Genomic DNA, 25,275 nt, shown 5'->3' on the forward strand with positions numbered 1-25,275 from the left:
TGTCCGCCGCGTGCGCAGCCACCGGACCGGCGAACACGCCACCGGTGAAAGCCAGACCAGCAACACCCAGAATGCTCTTACGCAGAATCGTGTTCATGGGGGGCTCCATTCGGGGGATCGACGCCCACACCGACAGGGGGGCCGGCGCGGGTGCGAGCACCGTCAGGCGCTCAAGAAAGTCTTCGGGGGATCCGGCTGCTCGCGAGGGCAGGGGGGGGCCTCGTCGCGGCGCCGGAACACTGTTCAACGACCCGCCACCCGCCACCATTCCCGGGGGGCGCCACACGCCACCAGAAAGCGGCGGGGGTTCACGTCGTCGGAACCGTGTTCAACGACCAGCCGGCCAGGATGATTCCCCGCGGCTCACGTCGCCGGAACCGTACTCAACGACCAGCGGCCTACTCAACGACCAGCGGCCCCGGGGTGATTCCCAAGGCCTTGCAGATGCCACCCCACTCGCGGGGCGAGCCTCGCTCGGTCGTTCACCCGGTTACAACGCCACCCACCCGCCCGCGATTCCACTCCCAGAGTGCCACCCACCACCCCCGAACCGGACACCTCCGCCCAAAACGGCACGGATCGCACCACACGCACCCGCCCCCGCGCCGTCGATCATGAAGTTGACGCCGACAAACCGGACACCAAACACCGCCAACTTCATGATCGACCCCGAGCCAGGCGGGGCTGACCCGGGCGAGCGGACGGCACCCCGGTCACCTGCGCGATCTTGCAGTTCGAGCCCTTCAGGTGCCCCATTCGCGCGGTTTGCGGGGTACGAAAGTGCAAGATCGCGGATGCCCCAGGGGATCCCGGGCGGCTCTTGTGCCCGAGCCGACGAGGACTCGCCGCGGCTCCAGGAGAGGCCCGCCGATCTTGGAGTTGTGGCACGTCGCGAACGCCGCAAACCGGGCATCATGGGCACCACAACTCCAAGATCGACGAGAGCGCGAGAGCGCGGGCGAGAGCGCGAGAGCGCGGGCGAGAGGACGCACGGGCGCAGGCGCGCGGGCGCAAGCTCAGCGGCGGCCGTGGCGGGCGCGTAGGTAGTCGGAGACGACGTACTCGCCCAGGTCGTCCAGGTCCGGGGTGAACATCCGGCCACCCGAACGCCGCGCCACCGCATCCACGAACCGGCGCAGCCCCGGATCGTCGCCCAGCATGAACAGGTTGAGCGTCGCGCCGTACCGGGTCAGCCGGTCCACCTCCCGGATCGTCGCCGAGATCGTCTCCGGCAGCGGCGGCCAGTGGAAGTACGCCTCGCCGTCCTCCGGGTCCAGGTGTGCTGTCGGCTCGCCGTCGGTGACCACCAGCACCACCGGCTCGGCACCCGGGTGGCGGCGCAGGTGCCGGCCGGCGATCCGCAGCGCGTGCTGGAGGTTGGTGCCCTGCTGCATGTCCGGCTCCACCGCCGCCAGCTCCTGCTGGGTGAGCGGCATCGCCTCTCGGCCGAAGCCGACGATCTGCAGCGCGTCCTGCGGGAACCGGGTCGCCATCAGGTGCGACAGGGCCAGCGCGGTCTGCTTCATCGGACCCCACCGGCCCTGCGAGATCATCGAGTACGACAGGTCGACGCACAGCACCACCGCCGCCGACGCCCGCCGTTCGGTCTCCACCACCTCGAAGTCCTCGACCGCGAGCGGCACCGGCACTCCGGGACCGGCCCGTCGCACCGCCCGGGTGAGCGTGCGCACCACGTCCAGCGGCTGTTCGTCGCCGTACTCCCAGGGGCGTGACGCCCCGCTCACCTCGCCTGCGGCGCCCGCCGTGCGCAGGTCGTGCTGGCCGCGCGGGCCGGCGGTCAGGTCGGAGAAGACGCGCCGCAGCGCAGTGCTCGCGAGCCGGCGCAGCGCCTTGGGGCTGAGCGTCAGCCCGTCCGCGTCGCGGGTGACCCAGCCCTGGCGGCGCAGTTCGCGCTCCAGCTCCTGCAACCGGCGTACGTCGTCGGCGGCGTCCCGGCCCAGCGTACGGGCGACGGCCTCCACGTCGACGTCGTCGAGCGTGGCGCCGGGCTGGTCCTGGTCGAGGGAGTCCAGCAGCTCGTCGAGTTCGGCGATCTCGTCCAGCGCGCCGGTGGCCTCGCCGTAGCCGAGGGGCTGGTCGCCGCGGACCCGCTCGCCGCGCTGCCAGTTCATGTCCGGCCGCAGCGACCGCAGGTGCGCGTCGAGCTGGGACAGTTCACCGGAGAGCCGGTCGCCGAGCGACTGACGCATCAGCCCGGCGAGTTCCTCACGTTGCCGGTCCGACAGCGACCGCATGAGCCGCTCACCTGCGGCGGCCCGCCGGGCCAGTACGTCGATCAGCTCGTCGACGTCCCTGGGGCGTTCCGGGAAGAACTCGCCGTGGCGGCGCATGAACTCGGCGAACGCGTCGGTGGTGTCCTCGGAGCGGGCGTGCCGGGCGAGCAGGTCGTTGAGGTCGCGCATCATCTCGGCGAGCTGCCGCTGGACGGCCGGGTCGGCCGTGGCCCGTGCCGCGTCGCGCAGCCCGGCGAATCGCTGCTCCAGCACGTCGCCGCGCAGCCCGTCGAGGATCCGCTGGTACGTCTGCCGCGCCTCGGCGCTGGCCCAGTCGTACTCGGAAAGCTCCGACACCGCGCGGGCGGTGGAGCGGGGCAGGTTGTCGAGCACGGCCTCGGCGAACCGGGCGTCGTCGCCGTCGCGGCCGCGCAGCTCGTCGCGTTCGGCGGCGAGCGCCTGGTCGAGCAGTGCCCGGGCCCGGGTGACGGCGCCGTCGAGGTCGCCCCGGCGCAGCGCCTCCCGGCGCAGGCGGCGGGCGCGGGCGGCCAGGTCGTCGAGCCCGCCACGCCCCTGCGGGCCGCGTCGCAGCAGCTCGCGCAGCGATTCGCGCAGGCTGCCGCCGGCGAGCACGTCCGAGCCGACCGCGTCCACAGCGGCGCGTACGTCGTACGGCGGGGCGAGCGGATCGGGTCCGCCGCGCCACTGCCCGTACCGGAAGCGGTTGCCGCCGGCCACTGTCAGTCCCGGTCCCCGTAGACGGTGCGCCCGGATTCGGTGACGTCCTTGCCGAGCCGGCGGGTCAGGTGCAGCCCTTCCAGCACGAACTCGATGCCGGCGGCCGCCTCCTCCGGGCTGGGCGCGTCGCCGAGCCCGAGCCGGTCGAGCACCTTGGCCAGCCCCGGCACGGTCCCGACCTGGCGTAGCAGCTCGGACGAGGAGACCAGTTCGCCGGTCTCGACGGCGCCGCCCTCGGCGACGATCGCGGTGAAGCCGGACAGGTCGAGCCCGGCGAGCCGGGCGCGGAACGTCTCGGCGGTGGCGCTACGCAGCAGGTGCGCGAGCACCTCGATCTCGCGTCCCTCCTCGCCGCTCTCGAACTCGACCTTGCCGCGCAGCGTGGAGGTCACCGACACGGTGTCCCCGATCCGGGCCACAGGCGCCTCCGGCCGGGACGCCGCCCCGGCCGCCCCACCCGAGGCACCGACGCCGGCACCAGCACCCGCCAGCAGACCCGAACGACGCAACGCGGCGGCGGCCACCGTCTCCGCGGCGGCGATGGCGAACCGGGCGGACACACCGGAACGCGGGTCGACCGACGGCGACTCCCGCACGTCGCGGGCGAACCGGGCCAGCACCTCCAGCACGTGCTCCGGCACGACGGCGACCAGGTCGGCCTCCTGCCGGATCAGCGCCAGCTCCAGGTCCAGGTCGAGCGGGTAATGGGTACGGATCTCCGCGCCGAACCGGTCCTTCAGCGGCGTGATGATCCGGCCCCGGTTGGTGTAGTCCTCCGGGTTGGCACTGGCCACCAGCAGCAGGTCCAGCGGCAGCCGTAGCTGGTAGCCGCGGACCTGGATGTCGCGTTCCTCCAGCACGTTGAGCAGCGCCACCTGGATGCGTTCGGCCAGGTCGGGCAGCTCGTTGACGGCGAAGACGCCCCGGTTGGTACGCGGTACGAGCCCGAAGTGGATGGTCTCCGGGTCGCCGAGCGTGCGCCCCTGGGCGAGGCGGATCGGGTCGACGTCGCCGATCAGGTCACCGACGCTGGTGTCCGGCGTGGCGAGCTTCTCGCCGTACCGCATCGAGCGGTGCAGCCACCCGATCGCCAGGTCGTCGCCGGCCGAGTCGACGAGCGCCTGGGACGCCGGGGTGAGCGGGTGCATCGGGTGCTCGTTGAGTACCGAGCCGGGGATCACCGGGGTCCACTCGTCCAGCAGCGCGCCGAGCGAACGGATCAGCCGGGTCTTGCCCTGCCCGCGCTCGCCGAGCAGCACCATGTCGTGCCCGGCGAGCAGCGCGCGCTCGACCTCGGGCAGCACCGTGTCCTCGTAGCCCACGATGCCGGGGAAGCGGTCCTCGCCGGAGCCCATCCGGGCGAGGAGGTTGTCTCGGAGTTCCTGTTTGACCGTGCGGTAGCGGTGGCCGGTAGCGCGCAACTCGCCGAGCGTGCTCGGCAGGTCGGCGGGCGGGACCGGGGAAACCTGGTTGGGAGCGGTCACCCGATCCACGCTAGCTCAGAATTCGCGTACCGCCCGGGGGTCGGTCCCGCCCCGTGCCGGGACCGATCCTCCGGGCGGCGTCTCAGGCGCGACGTCGCAGGTGGTACGCGTACGCGGCACCGGCCAGCGTGACCGCCCAGACCGGCCACAGCACCATCGGCAGGGCGGCGGCGTTGCCCTCCCTGATCAGCTCGGCGAACTGCGGCGCGGCGAGCAGGTCGAGGCTGGCCGCCAGCACGGCGAGCGCGACCAGCCCGGCCGGGATCACCGCGAGGAGCACCGGCACCCGCCGGCCCGCCAGCCCGGGCATCCAGCGCGGGAACCGCTCTCCCCAGCGGGCCACCAGTCCGAGCGTGAGCACCGCGCCGACCACGGCGAACGCGCCCAGCCCCGCGCCGGCCCAGATCGCACCGTCGGCCCGCATCTCGGCGAGCGTCTCCCGGGACATTCCCAGCGGGACACCGGCCAGCCAGGCGAACCGGGTGAACGCGTAGAGCACCGGGACGACGGCCGCCGTCCACGTCGCCCACCGGCCCCACCGGGCGGCCGCAGCGGGCGCGGTCCAGCCCGGAGCGGACCCGTCGGCGATCCGGCGACGCCAGCGCAGCAGCGCGCCGGCCAGCAGCATCCCCCCGGCCAGGGCAGCCAGCCGGGCGAACAGCGGCCAGGTGAAGACGTCGGCGTAGTCCACCGAGGGCCAGCCGAACGGCGCCCCGATGATCAGCATCGGCGCGTAGCCGAGCAGGGCGAGCACCCGCATCCCGGGCACCACCACCGCCAACGCGAGGGCGACGATCGAGGCGTACCCGGTGATCAGCAGGCGCACCGGGCGGGACTGCAGCCGGGCCGGGCCGGTCATGGCCAGGGCGGCGACGGCGCCGGTCAGCAGGACCACCGCGAACAGCGGCGGGCCGACGGCGTCCGGCAGCAACTGGAGCAGGCCGGCGGCGTCCCCGCCGTGCGGGTCGTTCGTGCCGAACGGGTAGCCGGCGCCGGTGAGCGCCGACAGCAGGGCGAGCACGCCCCAGCCGCCGAGCCAGGCGGCGGCGAGCGGGGCGGCCGGGTCCAGCCGGGTGCGGGTGTCCCGGGGAGGTGCGGAGGTGGTGGTCGTCGTCATGCCCTCAGCCTGGACCGGCCGGGCGCACGTTCCCTCCCGCCACGGGGTGGACCCGCTCCCCCACGGGAGGGACCGGTCAGCCGGCCGGGATCACGAAGCCCGACTCGTAGGCGGCGACCACCGCCTGGGTCCGGTCCCGGACCCCGAGCTTGGCCAGCACGTTCCCGACGTGCGTCTTCACCGTCTCGACGCCGACGACCAGCCGGGCGGCGATCTCCGGATTGGACAGGCCGGCGGCCATCAGCCGCAGCACCTCGGCCTCGCGCTCGGTCAGGCGCGCGGCGCGAAGCCGGTCGCCGTCGCGCCGCCCGTACGTGTCGACGAGCTGCCGGATGGCGGCCGGGAACAGCAGCGAATCCCCGGCCGCCACTACCCGGATCGCCTGCACCACCTCGGCCGGGCGGGCCCGTTTGAGGAGGAAACCGGCTGCCCCGGCGCGCAGCGCCTCGTAGACGTACTCGTCGTTGGCGAACGTGGTGACCACCAGGACCCGGGGCGGGTCGGCGGAGGCGGCGAGCAACCGGCGGGTGGCCTGGATGCCGTCGATGGCCGGCATCCGCACGTCCATCAGCACCACCCGCGGTCGCAGCTTCGCGACCAGCGGCGGCACCTGGGCCCCGTCCGCCGCCTCGCCGACGACACGCAGGTCCGGCTGGGCGTCCACGATCGCCCGCAGGCCGACCCGGATCAGTTCGTCGTCATCGACGATCAGCACGTCGATGGTCACCGGACATCCCCTCTCGGCACCGGCAGGGTGGCCCGGACGCGCCAGCGATCCCCGTCGGGGCCGGCGTCCAGCCGGCCGCCCAGCAGCAGCACCCGCTCCCGCATGCCGTCGAGCCCGCGCCCGCCGCGGGCCGGCCCGGCGGCGCCGCGCACGCTGTTGACGAGCTCGATCGCCAGCCCTTCCGGGGGTACGGCGACTCGCAGCGCGACCGGTCCGCGGCCGTGCCGGGCCGCGTTCGTCAGCCCTTCCTGGACGATGCGGTAGCCCTCGCGGGACACCACGGCGGGCAGCGCGTCGAGCGCTCCGTCGACCCGGGACTCGACGTCCAGCCCGGCGGCGCGGGCCGCGGCGACCAGCCGGTCGAGTCCGGCGAGCGTTGAGTGCGGCGCGGGTGCCGTCACGGCACCGGCCTCGCGGAGCAACCCGAGGACGTGGTCCAGGTCGTCCATGGCGCGCCGGCTGGTCTCCTCGATGGCCGTCAGGGCCCGCCGGCTGAACTCGGGGTCGGTGTCGAGCAGTTCCCGCGCGGCGCCGGCCTGGAGGGTCGCCACGGTCAGGGCGTGGCCGACCGAGTCGTGCAGTTCCCGGGCCAGCCGGTTGCGTTCGGCCAGCCGTACCGCGTGGGCCTCCAGCGCGGCGATCCGCTCGGCCTGGGCCGGGCCGAGCAGCACCGGCGCCATCGAGGCGGCGAGCGCGCCCAGGCCGGCCACGGCGTAGCCGAGCCCGGCCAGCACGGCCAGGCCGGCCAGCCCGGCCTGGACCGGGTGCGCCGGGTCGACGGGGCCGAACCGCTGGTCCGCCACGGCGCCGGTGTCCATCCCGGCCAGGCCGGCGACGAAGACCAGCGCCATCGGGAACGCGCTGATCGCGGCGAACCACACCACCGCGCCGGTGCCCAGGTGCAGGGCGATCCAGAGCGCGGCGCGCAGCCGGGTCTCCCGGTCGATCCGGTGCCCGGGCGCGGGCTCCGGCAGGTCGACGGCGAGCAGCGCCCGGGCGGCGGCGATCTCCAGCGCCCGGCTGCCGGCCAGGAACACCGGCACCACGGCGAGCCCGGCAGCCACCAGCAGCAGGCCGAGCACGAGCGGGCGGGGCGCTGTCGCGTTCCCCAGCATCTGCGCGAAGACCACCGCCAGCAAGGCGTACGGCAGGGCGAGCACGCCACCGAGGAGCAGGAACACGGCACGGCGCCAGGTGCTGGCGCGCACCAGCGGCGCGAACACCCCCCGGACCGTCACCCGGTCATTGTCCGCCCCGTCGTACCGGTCCGGCTCCCCCGTGCCGGGGAGATTCCGGCCGGCTCACCCGCCCAGGCGGGCGCGGACCATCCGGGGTACGGCGGCCAGCCCGGTGACTGGGCGGAACGCGTGTGCGGCGGCGACGAGTGCGGCGTACTCGTCGTCGGCGAGGTCGATCTCGGCGGCGGCCGCGTTGCGTTCCATCTGCTCGACCCCGGAGGCACCCGGGATGGCCACCACGTTCGGGTGCCGCAGCACGTACGCGAGCGCGATCTGGCTCGGCGTCGCGTCGTGCGCGTCGGCGACCTCGCGCAGCGTGGCGATCAGCGCGGTGCCGCGTTCCAGGTTCTCCGGCAGGAAGTACGGGTTGGCCCGGCGTACCGCCCCGGCGGGCGGGTTCGTGGCGTCGTAGCGGCCGGAGAGGAAACCCTGCGCCAGCGGCGAGTACGCGATGACGATGCGGCCGGCCTGCTCCGCGTACGGGATGAGGTCTTCTTCGGGGCCGCGGTCGATCATGCTGTAGCGGACCTGGTTGCTCAGCACCCGGCGGCCCAGCGCGGCCTCGGCGAACCGCCACCGGCGCAGGCCGTAGTTGCTGACGCCGACCTCGCCGACCAGCCCGACGTCCTGCAACGAGCGCATGCCGCGCATGGTGGTGGTGTCGGCGACCACCGGGTTGGCCTGGTGCACCTGGTAGAGGTCGATGCCGTCGACGCCGAGCCGGGCGGCGGAGGCGACCGCGCGCTGCTGCACCACCGGGGCGACCGGCAGCAACGGGAAGATCTTGGTGGCGACCACGACCTTGGCCCGGTCGTCGCCCAGGGCCGCGCCGAGGATGCGCTCGCTGCGGCCGAAGCCGTACAGCTCGGCGGTGTCGAACAGGGTGACGCCCAGGTCGAGCGCCCGCCGGACGATCTCGGCGGCGCGGCGCTCGTACTCGGGGCCGTAGCCCCACTCCTTGGAGCCGAACTGCCAGGTGCCGAGGCCGATCTTGGAGATGGGCTTGGGGGTGTCGAGCCGCACGTAACGCATGAGGCCGAACGTACCCGCGCCGCTGCGTGCGCACTCCGGTCCGGACAGAATGGCCTGGTGACCTACCTCGCCAGCGACGACCGTTACCACGAGATGATCTACCGGCGCACCGGCCGGAGCGGGCTGAAGCTGCCTGTCATCTCCCTCGGCCTGTGGCACAACTTCGGACCGGACCGCCCCTTCGAGCGGCAGCGCGACATCGTCCGCCGCGCCTTCGACCTCGGCATCACCCACTTCGACCTGGCGAACAACTACGGCCCGCCGCCCGGTTCGGCGGAGGAGAACTTCGGCCGGCTGCTCGCCACCGACCTGAAGCCGTACCGGGACGAGCTGGTGATCTCCAGCAAGGCCGGGTACCTGATGTGGCCCGGCCCGTACGGCGAGTGGGGTTCGCGCAAGTACCTGATCTCGTCGCTGGACCAGTCGCTGCGCCGCCTCGGGCTGGACTACGTCGACGTCTTCTACTCGCACCGGTTCGACCCGGAGACCCCGCTGGAGGAGACGATGGGCGCGCTCGACGCGATCGTCCGCTCCGGCAAGGCGCTCTACGTGGGCATCTCCAACTACGACTCGGAGCAGACCGAGCGGGCCGCGGCGATCCTCCGCGACCTGGGCACGCCGCTGCTGATCAACCAGCCGTCGTACTCGATGATGAACCGCTGGACGGAGAGCGACGGTCTGCTGGACACGCTGGAGCGCGTCGGCGCCGGCTGCATCGCGTACAGCCCGCTCGCCCAGGGCCTGCTCACCGACCGTTACCTGAAGGGCATCCCGGCCGACTCCCGGGTGCGCACGAGCGTCTTCCTGAACGAGAGCGACCTCGACGAGGAGACGATGGCGACGGTCCGGGGGCTCGCCGCGGTGGCGCAGCGGCGCGGGCAGACCCTCGCCCAGCTCGCCCTGGCGTGGGCGCTGCGCGACCCGCGCATGACCAGCCTCATCATCGGCGCGAGCAGCGTCGGGCAGCTGGAGGGCAACGTGGCCGCGTTGAACAACCTCGACCTCGCCGGGGACGACCTGGCCGAGGTCGAGAGCCTGCTCGGCTGAGTCACCAGATGCGGCGCCGCCCGGCGCGGTGGTTGCGGACACCGCACGGCCGCCCGGGCGGCGGCCCGCCGGTCCGTCGCAGTCCGACCACCGCCGCCGCGAGCAGCGCGACGACGAGCGCCGCCGCGCCGACCAGGAGCGGCCGGGACAGCGGTCCGCCGTCGGTCACCGTCGCGACCGGCACCGCCGGCTCGTCGTCGGCCGCCGGAACGGCGAGGGTACGCGGGGGCGACGCGCTCGCCTTCGGCGCTGCCGACGGCGGGTCCGACGCACCGCGGGCCGCCCGGAAGATCACGTCCGAGCAGGAGTAGTACGTGTCCTGGGTGTCCGAGTTCTGCCAGATCACATAGACGATGTGCCGGCCGGTACGGTCGGCCGGCAGCCGCCCCCGCATCTCGTACGCGCCCGCGCGGATCGGCGGGTCGGTGACCTGAAGGAACGGCTTCTCCTCCAGATCCGCCCAGGTCAGCGAGCGCCGAGGCGAGTACGAGCCGGTGGTGACGTAGTACCGGAACGTGCCCCGGTGCGGGATGGTGGTGCGGTAGCGGAACGTGTGCCGGGCACCGGCTGTGAGCGTGGTGGCGGGCCAGTCGGCGCGCGCCAGGTCCAGTCCCCGGTACGCGGACAGCCCGCCGCTGCACAGCTCCCCGTCCGGGATGCGTTCCCGGTCCCGCCCGTCGATCCGCGCCACCCGTATGTTGTCCCACTCGCGTACCGCCGCTCCGGCGGCGACCGCGGCCCGGCAGGCGGGCGTCTGCGCCCGGCCACCCTCGGGCCCGCACGCGGCGGCCCGGCTCAGCGGGCTGGTCGGCGCACCGTGCGCCGCGGCCGGCGCGGCGGTCAGCGGCACCGTCGCGGCGACGGCGGCGAGCGCGGCGAGCGCGCGACGTGCGGCCATGTGATCGACCTCCCGCGCACTGGTACGGCCGCGAGCCGCCAAAGGTTCGATCCGCGCCGATCGGCCGGGGCGGCATGACCGAACGGACAACCGGGGCGGCGACGGACACCTGATGGGCCCTACAGTGACGAAACCCTGTGATCGAGGAGCGTCCCTTGTCCGAGCCGGCCCCGTCCCCAGAGCCGTCCCGCGCCGCCCCCGCGGCCGGGCCCGCGCCGGGCGACGTCCCCGCCCCCGCACAGCCGTACCTGCTGGTCCTGCCCACGATGGAGGGCGCTCCCGCGCCGGTGCCCTGGCCGGGCGCCGAGGGGCAGCCCGGCTGGGCGATTCCGGTCACCGTGCCACCCGGCACCCAGGGGTACGCGTTGTTCCTCCCATTGGTCCCGGCGACCGGCCAGCAGACGGCGACCGGCCAGCCTGCGGCGGCGGTGCCCGCCCAGGCCACAGCGCCCGCCGCCGAGCGCTCCCCCGTGGAGGGCGCCGCCCCCGCCGCCGCACCGGCCGACCGGCCGGCGAGCGGAGAGCCTGTCGCTGCCTCACCGGACGCGGCTTCGGCCACCACCCAGGCGGCCGGCTCGAAGCCGTCCGTCGCGAGCGCCGACGCAGCGGGGGCGGCCACGGCCGGCTCCGGTGAGGCCGGCGCGCGTCCCGGCGACGGCGCTCCGCAGACGGCCACTTCCGCGACGTCCGGCCCGCCGGGAGCCTCGCAGACGCCTGCCGCTCCCGCGGGCACGCAGCCGGCCTCCGGGTCATGGGCAGCGCCGGGCACGCAGCCGGGCTCCGGGCCGCCGCCCGCGCCGGGTGCGCAACGTGCTCCGGGCACGCCGCCTCCGCACGGCGGTGGGCCGGCGCCCGCGCCGCCGTACCCCGGAATGGGGTGGAGCGGGCACCCGCAGGCGCCGACGTGGGCGCCGCGACCTCAGGTGCCGCGGACCTCGTTCCTCGGCGCGCGGTGGCCGGGCCCGAAGGCAGCGACCGGGCGGGCCGTGCCGCTCGCGGTGCTGGCCGCCGCGGTCGGCAGCGCGGTCTTCGTGCCGCTGGGCCGCGTCGGCGTCGGCTGGTTCCTGGGGTGGCTCACGCTCACGCTCGCGGTGGTGCTGGCGGTCCGGTCGAAGACCGCGGAGCTACCGCGCGCCGACAAGCTCATCCGGGCCGGGTGGGCGGCGGCCGCGCTGGCCCTGATCGCCGTGCCGGCGTTCCGCAACGCCTGGTGGCTCGTCACGTTCTGCGTGCTCGGCGCGCTCGGCTGCGCCACCCTCGCGATCATCGGCGGGCGGCTGGTGCGCTCGGTCCTGTTCGGCCTGGTGGCGACGCCGTTCGCGGCGTTGCGCGGCCTGCCGTGGGTACGCCGGCACATCACCGCCTCGCCGCAGGAGGCGACGGTACGCAAGGTGACCGTCTCGGTGGTCGCCACGGTCGTGGTGCTCGTGGTCTTCGGCAGCCTGCTCGCGTCGGCCGACGCGGCGTTCTCCGAGGCGCTCGGCTCGCTCGTCCCCGAGATCAACCTCGGTACGGTGTTCGGCTGGCTGTTCCTCGCAGTGGTGGGCGGGCTGATCGCTGTCGCCGCGCTCTACACGCTCGCCGCGCCGCCCGACCTGTCCACAGTGGATCGCGAGGGTGAGCGCCGTCTCGGCCTGCTGGAGTGGGCCCCGGCCATCGGCGCGCTCACGCTGCTGTTCGCCGGGTTCGTGGTGGTGCAGTTCACCACGCTCTTCGGCGGGCAGCAGCACGTGCAGCGGGTCGCCGGGCTCAGCTACGCCGAGTACGCGCGTAGCGGCTTCTGGCAGCTGCTCTTCGTCACGCTGCTGACCGTGGCGGTGCTCGGCGGGGTGAGCCGCTGGGCACGCCGGGAGCGGCCGGTCGAGCGGATCATGCTGCGCGTGCTGCTCGGGCTGATCAGTGCGCTGAGCGTGGTGATCGTGGCGTCGGCGCTGTCCCGGATGTGGACGTACCAGAAGGTCTACAGCTTCACCGGCGAGCGGATCTTCGTGATGGCGTTCGAGATGCTGCTCGGCACGGTCTTCCTGATGATCATCGCGGCCGGCGTCAAGTGGCGGGGCCGGTGGATTCCCGGCACCACGCTCGCGCTGGCGGTGGCGATGCTGCTCGGCCTGGCCGTGCTCAACCCGGAGGACTACGTCGCCCGCCGCAACACGCTGCGGTACGAGCAGACCGGCAAGATCGACGCCTGGTACCTGCGGGCGTTGTCCGCCGACGCCACCCCGGCGCTTGCCAAGCTCCCCGACCCGGTACGCCGGTGCACGCTGAGCTGGATCGCCGACGACCTCGCCGAGCCCGACCCCTGGTACGCCTGGAACCTGGGCCGCCAGCGCGCCCGCAAGGCCCTCGACGAGGTCGGCCCGCAGGCGATCGGCGGTCCGAAGGACTGCCGACGGGCTGACCAGTTCGACCTGCCGAAGACGCGGCGTCCCCGCTGACGCCGCAGGCCGGGCCGCGGACGACCGCGGCCCGGCCCACCGGCAGCCGTCCGGCGACCGTTCATCCGCTCCTCACCTCGACGCCACGGCGGGCACCGACTCCGCACCTAGCTTCGGCTGCGCGAACGACAACCGAGGTAGCGGAGGTTTCTCCATGTCCACCCGTCAGCTCGTGACGGCATTCGTCGCCGGCGCGGTGCTCGCCGTTCCGGGCGTCGCCCACGCAGGTCCGGCCGACCGTCCCGGCGTACCGCCGCAGCGGACCCACTTCGACCTTCAGGCCCACCGCGGCGGCATCGGGATGACCACCGAGGAGACGCTCGCCGGGTTCGCCAAGGCGATGCGCCTCGGCGTCACCACGTTGGAGCTGGACACCCAGGTCACCCGGGACGAGAAAGTGGTAGTCACGCACGACCGGCAGGTCAGCGCGCAGAAGTGCCGCGACACCGCCCCGGTGCGGCCCGGCGACCCGGCCTACCCGTACGTCGGGAAGTACATCAAGGACCTCACGCTCGCGCAGATCAAGACCATGGACTGCGGCTACCAGCAGTTGCCCGGCTTCCCCGAGCAGGAGCAGATCGCCGGTGTCCGGATGGCCGAGCTGCGCGACGTGCTCGACCTGGTGAAGCGCTACCGCGCGCACGGGATCACGCTCAACATCGAGACCAAGGTGGAGGCGGGCGCGCCCGAGCAGACCGCGCCGCGCGAGCTGTTCGTCAGGCGGGTCTTCGAGGAGATCCGGCGCTCGGGCATCGAGCGGCAGGTCACCATCCAGTCCTTCGACTGGGGCGCGCTGCGGGAGATGCACCGGCTCGCGCCGCGCTGGCCGCTCGTGGCGCTGACGAACTACGACTTCCTCCAGGTCGGCAAGCCGGGCGCGTCGCCGTGGCTGGGCGGGCTGGACGTGGACGACTTCGGTGGCGACTTCGTCCGGGCCGCCGCCGCGACCCCCGGCGTGACCGCGCTGTCCCCGAACTACGGGTTCCCGCAGAACGGCACGATCGCCGACCCGAACTTCCGCTTCTACCCGGACCGCCGGATGATCGCCGACGCGCACGCGCGAGGGCTCAAGGTCATCCCCTGGACCTGCGACGACATGCCCACAGTGGCGGCGCTCATGGACATGGGCGTCGACGGGATCATCACCGACTACCCGAACCGGGTGCGGCAGCTCATGGCCGAGCGCGGGATGCGGTTGCCGAAGGCGTACCGGGCGCGCTGAGGTCCGGCGGCGGTCCGGTCAGGCCGGGCCGCCGCCGAAGCCGATCTCGTTGCCGTCCGGGTCGTGGAAGATCACCTTGCGGACGCCGTTGTCGTACGTCTCCCGCGCGGTCGGCGTCAGACCACGGGCGGCGATCGCCGCGACGCGGGAGTCGAGGTCGTCGACGAAGACCGTCTGCATGGCGTGACCGGCGTGCTCGGGCCGCACGTCGATGTAGAGGTAACGGTGCTCGGCCAGCTCCCACACCGCCTCGCTGTCGTCGGGCCGGAACTGCGGCGGTGCGCCGAGCAGCCGCTCGTACCAGTCCGTCGCCACCGCGAGATCGCGGACCGGGACGCCGGCGAACAGGTCGACAGTCATCCGGCCAATCTATCCGGGTCGACGTGCCGGCGCGGGCTCACGCCGTACCGGCGTTTGAACGCCGCACTCAGCGCGAAGGAACTGCCGTAGCCGACCCGGTGGGCCACCGCGCCGACTGTGGCGCCCGGTTCGCGGAGCAGGTCGGCCGCGAGCGCCAGCCGCCAGCCCGTCAGGTACGCCACGGGCGGCTCACCGACCAGCGCGGTGAAGCGCCGCGCCAGCGCCGCCCGGGACATCCCCACCTCCGCGGCGAGCGACGCCACCGTCCACGGCCGGGCCGGGTCGTCGTGCAGCATGCGCAGCGCGCGGCCGACCACCGGATCGGCGTACGCCCGGTACCAGGCAGGTGCGGCGGCGCCCGGCCGGGCGAACCACTCCCGCAGCGCGGCGATGAGCAGCAGGTCGAGCAGGCGATCGAGCACCGCCTCCTGGCCGGGATCGTCCTTGACGATCTCGGCGGCCAGCAGCGGCACCAGCGGCGTGTCCCACGACTCGCGCCGCACCACCGCAAGCGGCGGCAGCGCGTCCAGCAGCCGCCGCCCCACAGTGCCCCGCACCGGGTACGTGCCGGTGAGCAGCACGGTCCGGCCGTCCGGCCCGTTGCCCCAGGTGCGTACGCCCCACCGCGTCATCGCGAACAGCTCGCGCCCGTCGGGAGTGGTGCAGCGCTGGCCCGGGTGCACGACCACCTGCGGCGCCGTGGCCGGGTCGTCCGCCACCGTGTACGGGGCCGGGCCGCGCACGATCGCCACGTCACCCTCGGTCAGCCGCGCGGCCTCGCCCTCCTCCGGCACGATCCAGCCGTCGCCCCGCACCACGGCGACCAGCGTGAGCGGCGCCTCGTCCCGGATCAGCATCGACCAGGGCGGGGTGAGGATCGAACGCAGCAGGAAGGCGCCCCGCGCACGGGGACCGTCGAGCAGACCGGAAACGGCGTCCACGAGACGATTGAACACAGGATCGCGCGTCCTGACCATGGGCCGTCTCACCGCGCGGCGGTTCGATGAGGACATGCGACTCGTACAACTGACGCTGGCCGGCGCCACAGTCGGGGCCGGGCTGATGGCGGGCCTGTTCGCCGCATTCGCGTACGCGGTGATGCCGGCGCTGCGCGGCACGGACGACCGCACGTTCGTCGACGCGATGCAGCGCATCAACGTCACCATCGTCAACGGCTGGTTCCTGCTGGCGTTCCTGGGTACGCCGGTGCTGGCCACGCTCGCGGCGGTGCTGGCGTGGCGGGGTGCGGCCCGGCCGGCGCTGCCGTGGATCGTCGCCGGGCTCGCTCTCTACCTGGTGATGTTCGTCGTCACCGTGGCGGTGAACGTGCCGTTGAACGACGCGCTCGCGGCGGCTGGTTCCGCCGATCTCGCTGCGGCTCGGGAGCGCTTCGAGTCCGCCTGGGTCACCTGGAACGTGGTCCGGACGCTGGCGAGTACGGCCGGGTTCGGCGCGCTGTGCTGGGCGTTGGTGCTCGCGGGCCGCGCCGCTTGAGCGCCGTTTGCCTGCGAGATGCTAGGAGATGAACCTGTCCGCGTACTCCTCCGCAGGCTCCACGTTGGTGATGACGTCGATCAGGACACCGTCCGGGCCGGCGAGGATGAAGTGCCGCTGTCCGAACTCTTCGGTCCGGACGGGAAGCACGACCTCCAAGTGCCGCAGGCGCTCCCACTCGGCGTCGACATCGTCCACCTCCAGGTTGAGCAGCATCCCACTGGCGACCGGCCCGCGGTAGGCCGCCGGGATGGTCTCGTGGCTGCTGTCCAGCACCGCCAGTTCCCAGTTGTCGCGGCGCAGGCTCACGTACCACTCCGTCTCGAAGGTCGGCTGGAACCCGAAGTGCTCGCGGTAGAAGGCCGCAGCCGAGGTCACGTCGGTCGTCATGAGGACCGGGTACGAGCTGGCGAGTGTCATGGCGAACTCCTTTACATACACTGTGCAGGTAAAGGAATATACATACACGGAGCATGTAAAGGAAGAGTGCGGCATGGCGCGAGCCACCAAGGAGCAGAGCGAGATCACCGGCCGGCGCATCCGGGACGTCGCGACTGCCCTGTTCGCCGAACGCGGCTACACGGCCGTCCGCCTGGAGGAGGTGGCCGCCGCAGCCCAGGTCACCAGGGGTGCGGTCTACCATCACTACCGCAACAAGCAGCACCTGTTCGAAGCCGTCGCAGCCGCCGCGCAACAGCGGGTCGCCGCTGCGGTCGCCAGCGCTGCCGAAGCGGTCGCCGATCCATGGGACGGCCTGGTCGCCGGCTGCCGGGCGTTCCTCACCGCCAGTGTCGACGACACACACCGGCGGATCCTGCTGGTCGACGCGCCCGCGGTGATGGGTTGGCGCACGTGGCGCAGCCAGGACGCGGCCGCTTCCGGGCACCACCTGGCCGAGGCGGTGGCCACGCTGGCAGCAGCCGGGCACCTTGAGGTCAACTCGCCCGAGGCAACTGCCACCTTGCTCTCCGGCGCGATGAACGAGGCAGTGCTACGGATCGCCGAAGCCCCGGACCGGGACGCCGCATTGGTCGAGACGTGGCCCGATCTGCTGCGCCTGCTTCAGTGCCTCCGCGGGCCGCGCACCGCACCCGTCCGGCACGGTTAGCTGGTGGTGCGGCCTTCGAAGGTGACACCGGCAGCACATGGTCAGCACAGAGCGGCGCGACGCTCAAAGAACTGATGGCGCGCATCGGCCATTCGAGCACCCGGGCAGCGATGATCTACCAGCACGCGGCCCGTGACCGCGATCACGCCATCGCCGCCGCGTTGGACGCCCTAATCGAAGAGGCGCGAGGCAAGCTCAGCGCCTGATCTGGCACGGGTCTAGCACATTGCGACCCGAGAGATCGACGAATGACAAAAGCCCTGGTGGGAGGCATTGTCTCTCACCAGGGCTTTTCGCTTGGGTGGAGCCGAGGGGACTCGAACCCCTGACCCCCACACTGCCAGTGTGGTGCGCTACCAGCTGCGCCACGGCCCCTTGCGGTCGTCCCCGGTCGCCCGGGCACGGAGAGAACTATACACACGCCGCCCGGCATGGTCATCTCGCGGGGTCACCCGCACCCGGCTCAGTTCAGCGCCACGTCCGGCGGGAAATGGGCCACCGCGGCCAGCATGCCGCCCTGCCGGCGCAGCACCATCGGCCAGAGATCATCCGGCCGGTCGACGAAGGCGTCGCCGGGCAGCGCGTCGAACACGAACCAGGAGCCCTCCTCGATCTCGCGCTCCACCTGCCCGGCACCCCAGCCGGAGTAGCCGGCGAACACCCGGATGCCGCCGATGGCCTCGCGCAGCTTCTCCGGGTCGACCGAGAGGTCGATGGTGCCGACCGCGCCGGAGACGCGGTGGAAGCCTTTGACCGGCCGGACGGGGTGCCGCATCCGGGCCAGGCAGATGGCCGAGTCGGGCTGCACCGGGCCGCCCTCGAACAGCACTGCCGGGTCGCGGGCGAGGTCGCTCCAGTCGCCGAGCACGTCGGCCACGGAGACCTCGGTGGCCCGGTTCAGCACCACCCCGAGGGCGCCGCCGGGTTCGTGGGCGACGAGCAGCACGACCGTACGGTCGAAGTTCGGATCCTTGAGCCCCGGTGTCGCGACCAGCAGTCGTCCGGTCATCGACTCCATGGCTCGGCCACCGATCGCCTGCCCCTCACTCTGCATGTCCGACACCCGTCAGCCGTGCGCCCGTACGGGCCCGAGGCCGTCGACCGTCCACCCTGTCAACGCCATGTCACGCACCATAGCCTGCGTCCGGCCCGCTGGTTAAGGTCTGACGGGCGGGTGATCACGACGGATCGAGGGAGGGCCGGATGGCGGCGCAGGCCGAACTGGCGGTGATCGGCGGGTCGGGGCTCTACGCCCTGCTCGACGGGGTGGAACACGTGGTGGACACCCCGTACGGCGAGCCGTCGGGCCCGATCACGGTCGCCGAGGTGGGCGGTCGCCGGGTGGCGTTCCTGCCCCGGCACGGGCGCGATCACCGGTACCCGCCGCACCTGATCCCCTACCGGGCCAACCTTTGGGCGCTGCGGTCGCTCGGCGTACGCCAGGTGCTGGCGCCCTGTGCGGTGGGTGGCCTGCGGCCGGAGCTGGGGCCGGGGACGTTCGTGGTGCCGGATCAGTTGATCGACCGCACCAGCGGGCGCGCGCAGACCTACTACGACAGGGGCGCGGTGCACGTGTCGTTCGCCGACCCGTACTGCCCGGCCGGGCGGCGCACGCTGCTGGACACGGCGGCCGGTCGGGGCGTGCCGGCGGTGGACGGCGGGACCGTCGTCGTGGTCGAGGGTCCGCGCTTCTCGACCCGGGCGGAGTCGCGCTGGTTCGCCTCGATGGGCGGCACGATCGTCAACATGACCGGCCACCCGGAGGCGGTGCTGGCCCGCGAGCTGGCGCTCTGCTACACGTCGATCGCGCTGGTGACGGACCTGGACGCGGGGGTCGAGGCGGGCGAGTCGGTCACCCACGAGGAGGTGTTCCGCGTCTTCGCGGAGAACACGGACCGGCTGCGCGGGCTGCTGCTGGACGCCGTGGCGGCGCTGCCCACCGAGCGGGAGTGCGAGTGCGGAAGCGCCCTGGACGGGATCAAGCTGCCGTTCCCGCTGCCCTGAGCGCGGGAAGCGCCCGAAAAGTCGCCTTCGGCCCGATAGATTCGGCTGGTCGGGAGACTGGGCACCGGGCCGGCTCCGGCATCCGCGTGCGGAACGGAGGCAGCCGGCGATGGCGACGGTGCGGGAGGCGACCTACGACCTGCTGCGCGCGCTCGGCCTGACCACCGTCTTCGGCAACCCCGGCTCGACCGAGGAGCCGTTCCTCCAGCACTTCCCGGACGACTTCCACTACGTGCACGCGCTCCAGGAGGCGTCGGCGGTCGCGATGGCCGACGGCTACGCCCAGGGCACCGGCCGGCCCGCGCACGTCAACCTGCACACCGCGCCGGGCACCGGCAACGGCATGGGCAACCTGGTCACCGCCTGGCACAACCGGACCCCGCTGATCGTCAGCGCCGGCCAGCAGACCCGCGAGATGCTGCTGATCGAGCCGCGCCTGGCCAGTCCCCGGGCGGTCGAGCTGGCCCAGCCGTACGTCAAGTGGGCCCACGAGCCGGCCCGCGCGCAGGACATCCCGGCGGCCTTCATGCGGGCGTACGCCTCGGCGGTGCAGCCACCCGCCGGGCCGGTCTTCCTGTCCCTGCCGATGGACGACTGGGACCGTCCGGCCGACCCGCCGCCGCAGGTGCGTACCGTCGCCACCCGGATCGCGCCGGACCCGGACCGGCTGCGGAGCTTCGCCGGCGCGCTGGCCGCCGCCCGCGCCCCGGCGCTGGTGCTCGGCGCGGCGGTGGACCGGTCGGACGCCTGGCCGGAAGCGGTGGCGCTGGCCGAACACCTGGCCGCCCCGGTCTGGGCCGCCCCGGCGCCGGAGCGCGCCGTGTTCCCGGAGCGCCACCCGCACTTCCGGGGCGTGCTGCCGTACGCGATCGGGCCGCTGTCGGAGGCGCTGCGCGGCCACGACGTGGTGCTGGTGGTGGGCGCGCCGGTGTTCCGCTACTACCCGCACGTGCCGGGCGACTACCTGCCCGGTGACGCGCGGCTGCTGCACGTCACCGACGACCCGGACGAGGCGGCCCGCGCTCCGGTCGGGGAGAGTCTGCTCGGCGACGCCGGGCTGACCATGGCCGCGCTGTGCGAGCTGCTGCCGCCGACCGACCGGGCGGCGCCGTCACCGCGCCCGCAGCCGGCCCTGCCGGAGCCGGCCGACCCGCCGAGCGCCGACGCGCTGTTCGCCGCGCTCGCCGCCGTGTGGCCGGCGGACGGGGTGCTGGTGCAGGAGTCGCCGTCCAACCTGGCCGCGCTGCGCCGCCGGCTGCCGATCGAGCGGCCCCGCTCGTACCTGACGATGGCCAGCGGCGGTCTCGGCTTCGGGCTGCCGGCGGCGGTCGGCATGGCGCTCGCCGAGCGCGACACCGGGCGTGGCCGCCCGGTCGTCGCGGTGGTCGGCGACGGCTCGTTCCACTACTCGGTCCAGGCTCTGTGGACGGCGGCGCGGCTGCGCCTGCCGCTCGCCGTCGTGGTCCCGGTGAATCAGCAGTACGCGATCCTCAAGGCGTTCGCCGAGCTGAAGCACACGCCTGGTGTGCCGGCGCTGGACCTGCCCGGGCTGGACGTGACGGCGGTGGCGCACGGTTACGGCTGCGCCGGTGAGGTGACCACGCCGGACGGGCTCGGTGCGGCGCTCGCCGCCGCGCTCGGCGCGGACCGGCCGACGGTGCTGCCGGTGCCGATCAGCACCGACGTGCCGCGGATCCTGTGAGTCTCAGCCGGGCCGGACGGTCAGCGGGGCACCGCTGGCGGCGTCCAGCACGGCCCGGCCGCCGAGCGGCGCGCCGAGCGTGACGCTCACCGGCTTCATCACGAGCTGGGCGGTGCAGGGGCCGGTGGGCGTAACGACGGCGCCGCCGATCACCACCACGTCCGGCCGTTCCAGCACCAGCGGGGTGGGCGGGCCGTCGCAGGCGCCGACGCCGAGCAGGTAGTCGATGCGGTCGCCGTCGACCGCCCGCAGTTGCTGCGCGGACACCAGGCCCGCCGGGAGCGGCCGGGCAGGCACCGCGCCGCCGGGGGCCCGGCCGGTCACGCGCGGTGCGACAGCGATCCGCGCCACGGGTACGGCCAGCTCGTCCACTGTGAACAGCCAGGCGGGCACCTCGGCACGCCCTCGGCTGGTCCAGACCGGTGCGGTGCCCAGCCGTACCCCGGTCACGGTGAGCGCCACGCACGCGCCCGGCGCCGAGGTCGACACCGGGTCGTTGGGGCCGGGCCGCCCGGTCGGTGCCGGGTCCGGTGCGGCCGGGCGCCCGTCGCACGGCGGCGGGTCGCCCTGGTGGAGTTCGGCGTACGCGTCGGCGGCGCTCACCAGCGGCACCCGCAGCGTGCCGTCGGGGAACCGGATCGTGCCGTCCTTCGGCACGTCGGCCGGCATCGGGATCTGGTCCCGGTACCAGCCGGCGCCGAACGCCGTCTTCGTCTCCTCGGTGAAGCCCGGGTCGCCGGTGAGCACTGTGGCGTCCTGGAGCGGCACGTACCCGTCGCGCCAGCCCGGCCCGGGCCGCCAGCCCGCCGCCACCTCCTCGGCCCGCTCGGTGAACGCGGTCCGCTGGTCCGGGCCGGCGGGCGGGGCCGCCCCCGGATCGGCGCCGGGCGTGGCGCAGGCGGAGAGGGCCAGCAACGGGATCCCGAGCAGGGCGAGCACGCGACGCATACGGGTTGGACGCCTGCCCGTCCCGGCCGGTTCCCCCGGCTCAGTCCTCGCCGCCGAGGTCGGCCTGGTACGCCTCCCAGAGCAGGTCGGCGCCGTGCCGCCGGTGCCGGTCGAGCGCGCGCACCAGGTCGCGGGTGCGGGCCCGCACCTCCGCGGCGGACACCCCGGGCAGGCGTACGGCGTACTGGAGCGCGGCCAGCGCCGCACTGATCGCGGCGTGCTCGCCGACCAGCAGGCGTACGCCCCGGTCCAGCCGTGGCGCGGCGCGCACCAGGTCGGCGTAGTGCCCACCCACTCCCTCGGTGACGCGGACGTGTTCGGTGAAGCCCCGCCGGACCGGGTCCAGATCGGTGAGAAGTCGCTCCCGCCAGCGCGGCCCGGTGGCCGGTGCCCGCCCGAGGGCGCGCAGGTCACCGACGGCGCTCGGGAGCACGGCGGTCGGCTGCTGGATCGGACTGGTGACCATGGGACACCTCCCGCTGCTGGGTGCGAACCCGTATGGCGATGGTGGACCTGGTTCGAGGGCCTGTCCAGCGGTCGGCGCCGCCTCATCTGCCTCTCGGGCATCACCGGCCCCAGCCGCCCCGCAGGCCCCAGAGATGGCGGCCCCAGAGACGACTGTGCGCCCCGGTCCGGGTGGACCGGGGCGCACAGGCCGTGTGGTGGAGGTGCCGGGAATCGAACCCGGGTCCTTCGCCGGTTTGTCAGGGCTTCTCCGAGCGCAGCTCGCTATGCCTCTACTCGGCCCCACCGCTCACGCGAGCAAGTTGGTGTGACGGGCCCAGTCGCTGATTGATCTCGCCGCACGGACCCCGCGACCGGGTCCGATTGGCCAGCCTTCTAGCTGATGCCGGCTAACTGGGTCGAAGGCGCTCCCAGGCCGACAGACTTGCTACTCGCCTCAGGCGGCGAGAGCGAAGTCAGCGCGATTGTTCTTGGCGCTTATTGGTTTCCGACGACCGATTCTCGAGACGACGTCGGCTTCCTCGGCTCGCTTCCCCTGTCGCTGCGTACGAAGTCGAAACCAGTCACCCCCTCGAAGCGCTGCCCCTGTCGGCAGCACACCAAGCCTAACGCCTGGCGCAACCGGTTTCATCCCGAGGCCCGCTCGACGCGGACCACCGGACGAACCGGACGTATCACTCACCCATGCCCTTGCCGCGCCGGCCCACCGCCCGGGCGATCTCCCGGTCGGCGTCCCGCTTGGCGAGGTCCTGGCGCTTGTCGTACGACTTCTTACCCCGCGCCAGGCCGATCTCCACCTTGGCCCAGCCGTCGGAGAAGTAGACCTGCAACGGCACCAGCGTCAGGCCGCTCTCCTTGAGCTTGCCCAGCAGCCGGTCGATCTCCAGCCGGTTCAGCAGCAGCTTCCGGGTACGCCGGGGCTCATGATTCGTCCAGGTGCCCTGGGCGTACTCCGGGATGTGCATGGCGTGCAGGTAGATCTCGCCGTCACGCTCCTGGGCGAACGCGTCCACGAGCGACGCCCGCCCGGCCCGCAGCGACTTGACCTCGGTGCCGGTGAGCGCCATGCCCGCCTCGTACGTGTCGAGGATGGCGTAGTCGTGGCGCGCCTTCTTGTTGGAGGCGACCACCTTGCGACCCTTTTCCCGTGGCATCGGCGCCACCCCCTTCCTGATCGACTCACCGGCCACCGGCCGGCGAGCGGAGATCATGCTACCGGAACCACAAGGGCCCTCCCGCGCCGTTTATTCCGGCGCGGAAGGGCCCTCGGTGAGCCGTACGAGGTGACTAGACCCGCAGGTAGAAGCGGAGCGTGACCCAGGCGGTGACCGCGCTGACCACGCCACCGACGGCGGCCATCAGCGGGAAGGTCAGGAAGATCTCGGACCAGGAGATCGGGGTGATGAGGCCCTCCAGGGCCGCCATCGAACTGCCGGCCGACAGCAGCTTCACCCCGACCAACGCGAGCAGGCCCAGGATGGAGCCGAACAGACCGGCCACCACCGCCTCCAGCACGAACGGCGCCTGGATGAACCAGTTCGACGCGCCGACGAGCTTCATGACCGCCACCTCACGCCGCTTGCTGTACGCGGCGACCTGGATGGTGTTCGCGACGAGCAGCAGGGCGGCGATGGCCATCACGGTGGCGATCGCGAGGGCGCCGTTCTGGAACCCGCTGAGCACGCCGAAGACCTTGTCGAGCAGCTTGCTCTGGTCGACGATCGTGTCGATGCCCTCGGTGGCCTTGTACTTGTCGTAGATCGCCTTGTACTGCTCCGGGTCGTTCAGCTTCACCCGGTACGACTCGGGAAGCTGGTCCGGCTTGACGGCGCTGACCAGGTCCGGGGCGTCGGCGTACATCTGCTGGAAGCGCTCGTACGCCTGCTCCTTGTTGACGTACGTCGAGTCCTTGACCAGCGGGTCCTGGCCGAGCTGCTGGCCCAGCGCGTCGACCTGTTCCTTGGTGGCATCGGTCTTCAGGAAGATCGAGACCTCGACGTTCTCGTAGTAGAGGTCCTTCATGTCGCCGACCTTCTGGTAGAGAAGGCCGCTGCCGCCCAGCATGAACAGCGACACCGCCATAGTGATGATCATGGCGATGGTCATGGTGACGTTGCGCCACAGCCCGACCAGTACTTCGGACAGGACGTACTTCATCCGCATCGGGATATCCTCCGGCTCTCCGGCGTGAGGTTTCGTCGTCAGGGTCTACGGAACGTCGGCCGGCTCAGCCGTAGACGCCCCGGGCCTGGTCGCGCACGATGCGGCCGCTCTCGATCTCGATGACCCGGCGCCGCATCTGGTTCACGATGTTGGAGTCGTGCGTGACCATCACGACGGTCGTACCGGTGCGGTTGATCCGGTCCAGCAGGCGCATGATCTCGATCGAGGTGTCCGGGTCCAGGTTTCCGGTCGGCTCGTCGGCCAGCAGGATCAGCGGCCGGTTGACGAACGCCCGGGCCACCGCGACACGCTGCTGCTCACCACCGGACAGCTCGTGCGGGTAGCGGTGCTCCTTGCCGCCGAGACCGACCAGCTCCAGCACCTCCGGCACGACCCGGCGGGCGACCGCCTTCGTCTTACCGATCACCTCCAGCGCGAACGCCACGTTCTCGTACGCGGTGCGGTTCGGCAGCAACCGGAAGTCCTGGAAGACGCAGCCGATGGAACGCCGGAAGTGGGGTCGCTTCCAGGAACGCATCGACGTGACGTCCTTGCCGTTGACGACGACCCGGCCCTTGTTGGGCGTGACCTCGTGCAGCAGCAACTTGATGATGGTGGACTTGCCGGAGCCGGATGGACCGATGAAGAAGACGAACTCGCCCTTCTCGATCGAGACGGACACGTTGTCGAGCGAAGGCCGGGACGCCTTCGGGTACGTCTTCGTCACTTGCTCAAGCTGAATCACGGGTCGGTAGTCTACGCGGTGTAACCGCAGAGCCAAGCCCCACGCCCCGCCGAAGCGGTGCGCGTCATCGATTTACCCGGTCAGACCGAGATCGATGACGCGCTGCGTCCA

At 73.0% G+C, this 25,275-nt stretch carries 24 protein-coding genes, 1 tRNA gene and 1 other RNA gene; 8 read left to right on the forward strand and 18 right to left on the reverse strand.

The window, feature by feature from the left end; all coding sequences use genetic code 11:
• Positions 1-1,016: 1,016 nt before the first annotated feature.
• The 6 genes from IF06_RS0112575 to IF06_RS0112600 all read right to left on the reverse strand — a co-directional run bounded on the left by IF06_RS0112575 (position 1,017) and on the right by IF06_RS0112600 (position 8,570).
• On the reverse strand, positions 1,017-2,972 hold the full coding sequence (locus IF06_RS0112575; RefSeq protein ID WP_013284247.1) for a VWA domain-containing protein: 1,956 nt from the start codon (positions 2,970-2,972) through the stop codon (positions 1,017-1,019).
• Positions 2,973-2,974: 2 nt separating this feature from the next.
• Positions 2,975-4,465, reverse strand: coding sequence for a magnesium chelatase (locus tag IF06_RS0112580; RefSeq protein WP_030271104.1), 1,491 nt, complete (start codon positions 4,463-4,465; stop codon positions 2,975-2,977).
• 73 nt (positions 4,466-4,538) lie between these two features.
• Positions 4,539-5,573, reverse strand: a complete 1,035-nt coding sequence (locus IF06_RS0112585) for a hypothetical protein (RefSeq protein WP_013284245.1) — start codon at positions 5,571-5,573, stop codon at positions 4,539-4,541.
• A 76-nt stretch (positions 5,574-5,649) separates the two neighbouring features.
• Positions 5,650-6,300: a response regulator gene (locus IF06_RS0112590; protein WP_013284244.1), complete on the reverse strand. Its 651-nt coding sequence runs from the start codon at positions 6,298-6,300 to the stop codon at positions 5,650-5,652.
• On the reverse strand, positions 6,297-7,538 hold the full coding sequence (locus IF06_RS0112595) for a sensor histidine kinase (protein ID WP_013284243.1): 1,242 nt from the start codon (positions 7,536-7,538) through the stop codon (positions 6,297-6,299). Before IF06_RS0112595 ends, IF06_RS0112590 begins: the two co-directional genes overlap by 4 nt.
• Before the next feature lie 63 nt (positions 7,539-7,601).
• Positions 7,602-8,570, reverse strand: a complete 969-nt coding sequence (locus IF06_RS0112600) for an aldo/keto reductase (RefSeq protein WP_013284242.1) — start codon at positions 8,568-8,570, stop codon at positions 7,602-7,604.
• A 57-nt stretch (positions 8,571-8,627) separates the two neighbouring features.
• Between IF06_RS0112600 and mgrA the strand changes: the two genes are divergently transcribed.
• Complete coding sequence (mgrA, locus tag IF06_RS0112605; RefSeq protein WP_030271107.1) at positions 8,628-9,617, forward strand: L-glyceraldehyde 3-phosphate reductase; 990 nt, start codon at positions 8,628-8,630, stop codon at positions 9,615-9,617.
• Between the two features lies 1 nt (position 9,618).
• Here the strand turns inward: mgrA and IF06_RS0112610 are convergent, their stop codons facing one another.
• On the reverse strand, positions 9,619-10,515 hold the full coding sequence (locus IF06_RS0112610; RefSeq protein ID WP_030271109.1) for a lytic polysaccharide monooxygenase auxiliary activity family 9 protein: 897 nt from the start codon (positions 10,513-10,515) through the stop codon (positions 9,619-9,621).
• A 155-nt stretch (positions 10,516-10,670) separates the two neighbouring features.
• Here IF06_RS0112610 and IF06_RS0112615 point away from each other — a divergent pair, with 155 nt between their 5' ends.
• Positions 10,671-12,953, forward strand: a complete 2,283-nt coding sequence (locus IF06_RS0112615; RefSeq protein ID WP_030271111.1) for a DUF4153 domain-containing protein — start codon at positions 10,671-10,673, stop codon at positions 12,951-12,953.
• A gap of 154 nt (positions 12,954-13,107) precedes the next feature.
• Positions 13,108-14,175, forward strand: coding sequence for a glycerophosphodiester phosphodiesterase family protein (locus tag IF06_RS0112620; protein WP_030271113.1), 1,068 nt, complete (start codon positions 13,108-13,110; stop codon positions 14,173-14,175).
• Between the two features lie 18 nt (positions 14,176-14,193).
• Here the strand turns inward: IF06_RS0112620 and IF06_RS0112625 are convergent, their stop codons facing one another.
• Positions 14,194-14,535, reverse strand: a complete 342-nt coding sequence (locus IF06_RS0112625) for a VOC family protein (RefSeq protein ID WP_030271114.1) — start codon at positions 14,533-14,535, stop codon at positions 14,194-14,196.
• On the reverse strand, positions 14,532-15,476 hold the full coding sequence (locus IF06_RS0112630) for an AraC family transcriptional regulator (RefSeq protein WP_030271116.1): 945 nt from the start codon (positions 15,474-15,476) through the stop codon (positions 14,532-14,534). Before IF06_RS0112630 ends, IF06_RS0112625 begins: the two co-directional genes overlap by 4 nt.
• A gap of 70 nt (positions 15,477-15,546) precedes the next feature.
• Here IF06_RS0112630 and IF06_RS0112635 point away from each other — a divergent pair, with 70 nt between their 5' ends.
• Entirely contained in the window at positions 15,547-16,029 is a 483-nt protein-coding gene (locus IF06_RS0112635) for a DUF1772 domain-containing protein (RefSeq protein WP_030271117.1), read from the forward strand.
• 21 nt (positions 16,030-16,050) lie between these two features.
• On the opposite strand, the gene IF06_RS0112640 is transcribed toward IF06_RS0112635, so the two are convergent.
• Positions 16,051-16,449, reverse strand: coding sequence for a VOC family protein (locus IF06_RS0112640; RefSeq protein ID WP_013284234.1), 399 nt, complete (start codon positions 16,447-16,449; stop codon positions 16,051-16,053).
• A 73-nt stretch (positions 16,450-16,522) separates the two neighbouring features.
• On the opposite strand from IF06_RS0112640, the gene IF06_RS0112645 reads away from it, so the two are divergent.
• Both IF06_RS0112645 and IF06_RS0112650 read left to right on the forward strand, forming a co-directional pair.
• Positions 16,523-17,137 carry a TetR family transcriptional regulator gene (locus tag IF06_RS0112645; RefSeq protein ID WP_013284233.1) on the forward strand — a complete coding sequence of 205 codons (615 nt, stop codon included), beginning with the start codon at positions 16,523-16,525 and terminating at the stop codon, positions 17,135-17,137.
• A gap of 74 nt (positions 17,138-17,211) precedes the next feature.
• Positions 17,212-17,343: a hypothetical protein gene (locus IF06_RS0112650; RefSeq protein WP_030271119.1), complete on the forward strand. Its 132-nt coding sequence runs from the start codon at positions 17,212-17,214 to the stop codon at positions 17,341-17,343.
• A gap of 96 nt (positions 17,344-17,439) precedes the next feature.
• Here IF06_RS0112650 and IF06_RS0112655 read toward each other — a convergent pair.
• Positions 17,440-17,512: transfer RNA gene (locus tag IF06_RS0112655), tRNA-Ala, on the reverse strand.
• 88 nt (positions 17,513-17,600) lie between these two features.
• Positions 17,601-18,191, reverse strand: coding sequence for a YqgE/AlgH family protein (locus tag IF06_RS0112660; RefSeq protein ID WP_013284232.1), 591 nt, complete (start codon positions 18,189-18,191; stop codon positions 17,601-17,603).
• A gap of 149 nt (positions 18,192-18,340) precedes the next feature.
• Here IF06_RS0112660 and IF06_RS0112665 point away from each other — a divergent pair, with 149 nt between their 5' ends.
• Both IF06_RS0112665 and mdlC read left to right on the forward strand, forming a co-directional pair.
• Positions 18,341-19,141: an S-methyl-5'-thioadenosine phosphorylase gene (locus IF06_RS0112665; protein WP_013284231.1), complete on the forward strand. Its 801-nt coding sequence runs from the start codon at positions 18,341-18,343 to the stop codon at positions 19,139-19,141.
• A gap of 109 nt (positions 19,142-19,250) precedes the next feature.
• Positions 19,251-20,843, forward strand: coding sequence for a benzoylformate decarboxylase (gene mdlC, locus IF06_RS0112670; RefSeq protein ID WP_030271121.1), 1,593 nt, complete (start codon positions 19,251-19,253; stop codon positions 20,841-20,843).
• A 3-nt stretch (positions 20,844-20,846) separates the two neighbouring features.
• Here the strand turns inward: mdlC and IF06_RS0112675 are convergent, their stop codons facing one another.
• The 6 genes from IF06_RS0112675 to ftsE all read right to left on the reverse strand — a co-directional run bounded on the left by IF06_RS0112675 (position 20,847) and on the right by ftsE (position 25,164).
• The gene (locus IF06_RS0112675) at positions 20,847-21,791 is read right to left on the reverse strand and encodes a hypothetical protein (protein ID WP_030271122.1); all 945 of its coding nucleotides are present in this window, start codon (positions 21,789-21,791) and stop codon (positions 20,847-20,849) included.
• Positions 21,792-21,831: 40 nt separating this feature from the next.
• Entirely contained in the window at positions 21,832-22,257 is a 426-nt protein-coding gene (locus IF06_RS0112680; RefSeq protein WP_030271123.1) for a hypothetical protein, read from the reverse strand.
• Positions 22,258-22,451: 194 nt separating this feature from the next.
• Positions 22,452-22,827: a transfer-messenger RNA gene (gene ssrA, locus IF06_RS33090) on the reverse strand.
• A 103-nt stretch (positions 22,828-22,930) separates the two neighbouring features.
• Complete coding sequence (smpB, locus tag IF06_RS0112685; protein ID WP_030271124.1) at positions 22,931-23,410, reverse strand: SsrA-binding protein SmpB; 480 nt, start codon at positions 23,408-23,410, stop codon at positions 22,931-22,933.
• 133 nt (positions 23,411-23,543) lie between these two features.
• Positions 23,544-24,419 carry a permease-like cell division protein FtsX gene (gene ftsX / locus IF06_RS0112690; protein ID WP_013284226.1) on the reverse strand — a complete coding sequence of 292 codons (876 nt, stop codon included), beginning with the start codon at positions 24,417-24,419 and terminating at the stop codon, positions 23,544-23,546.
• A 64-nt stretch (positions 24,420-24,483) separates the two neighbouring features.
• Positions 24,484-25,164, reverse strand: coding sequence for a cell division ATP-binding protein FtsE (ftsE, locus tag IF06_RS0112695; protein WP_013284225.1), 681 nt, complete (start codon positions 25,162-25,164; stop codon positions 24,484-24,486).
• Between the last annotated feature and the right edge of the window lie 111 nt (positions 25,165-25,275).

Source organism: Micromonospora globosa, assembly GCF_000717585.1.
GTDB lineage: Bacteria > Actinomycetota > Actinomycetes > Mycobacteriales > Micromonosporaceae > Micromonospora > Micromonospora aurantiaca.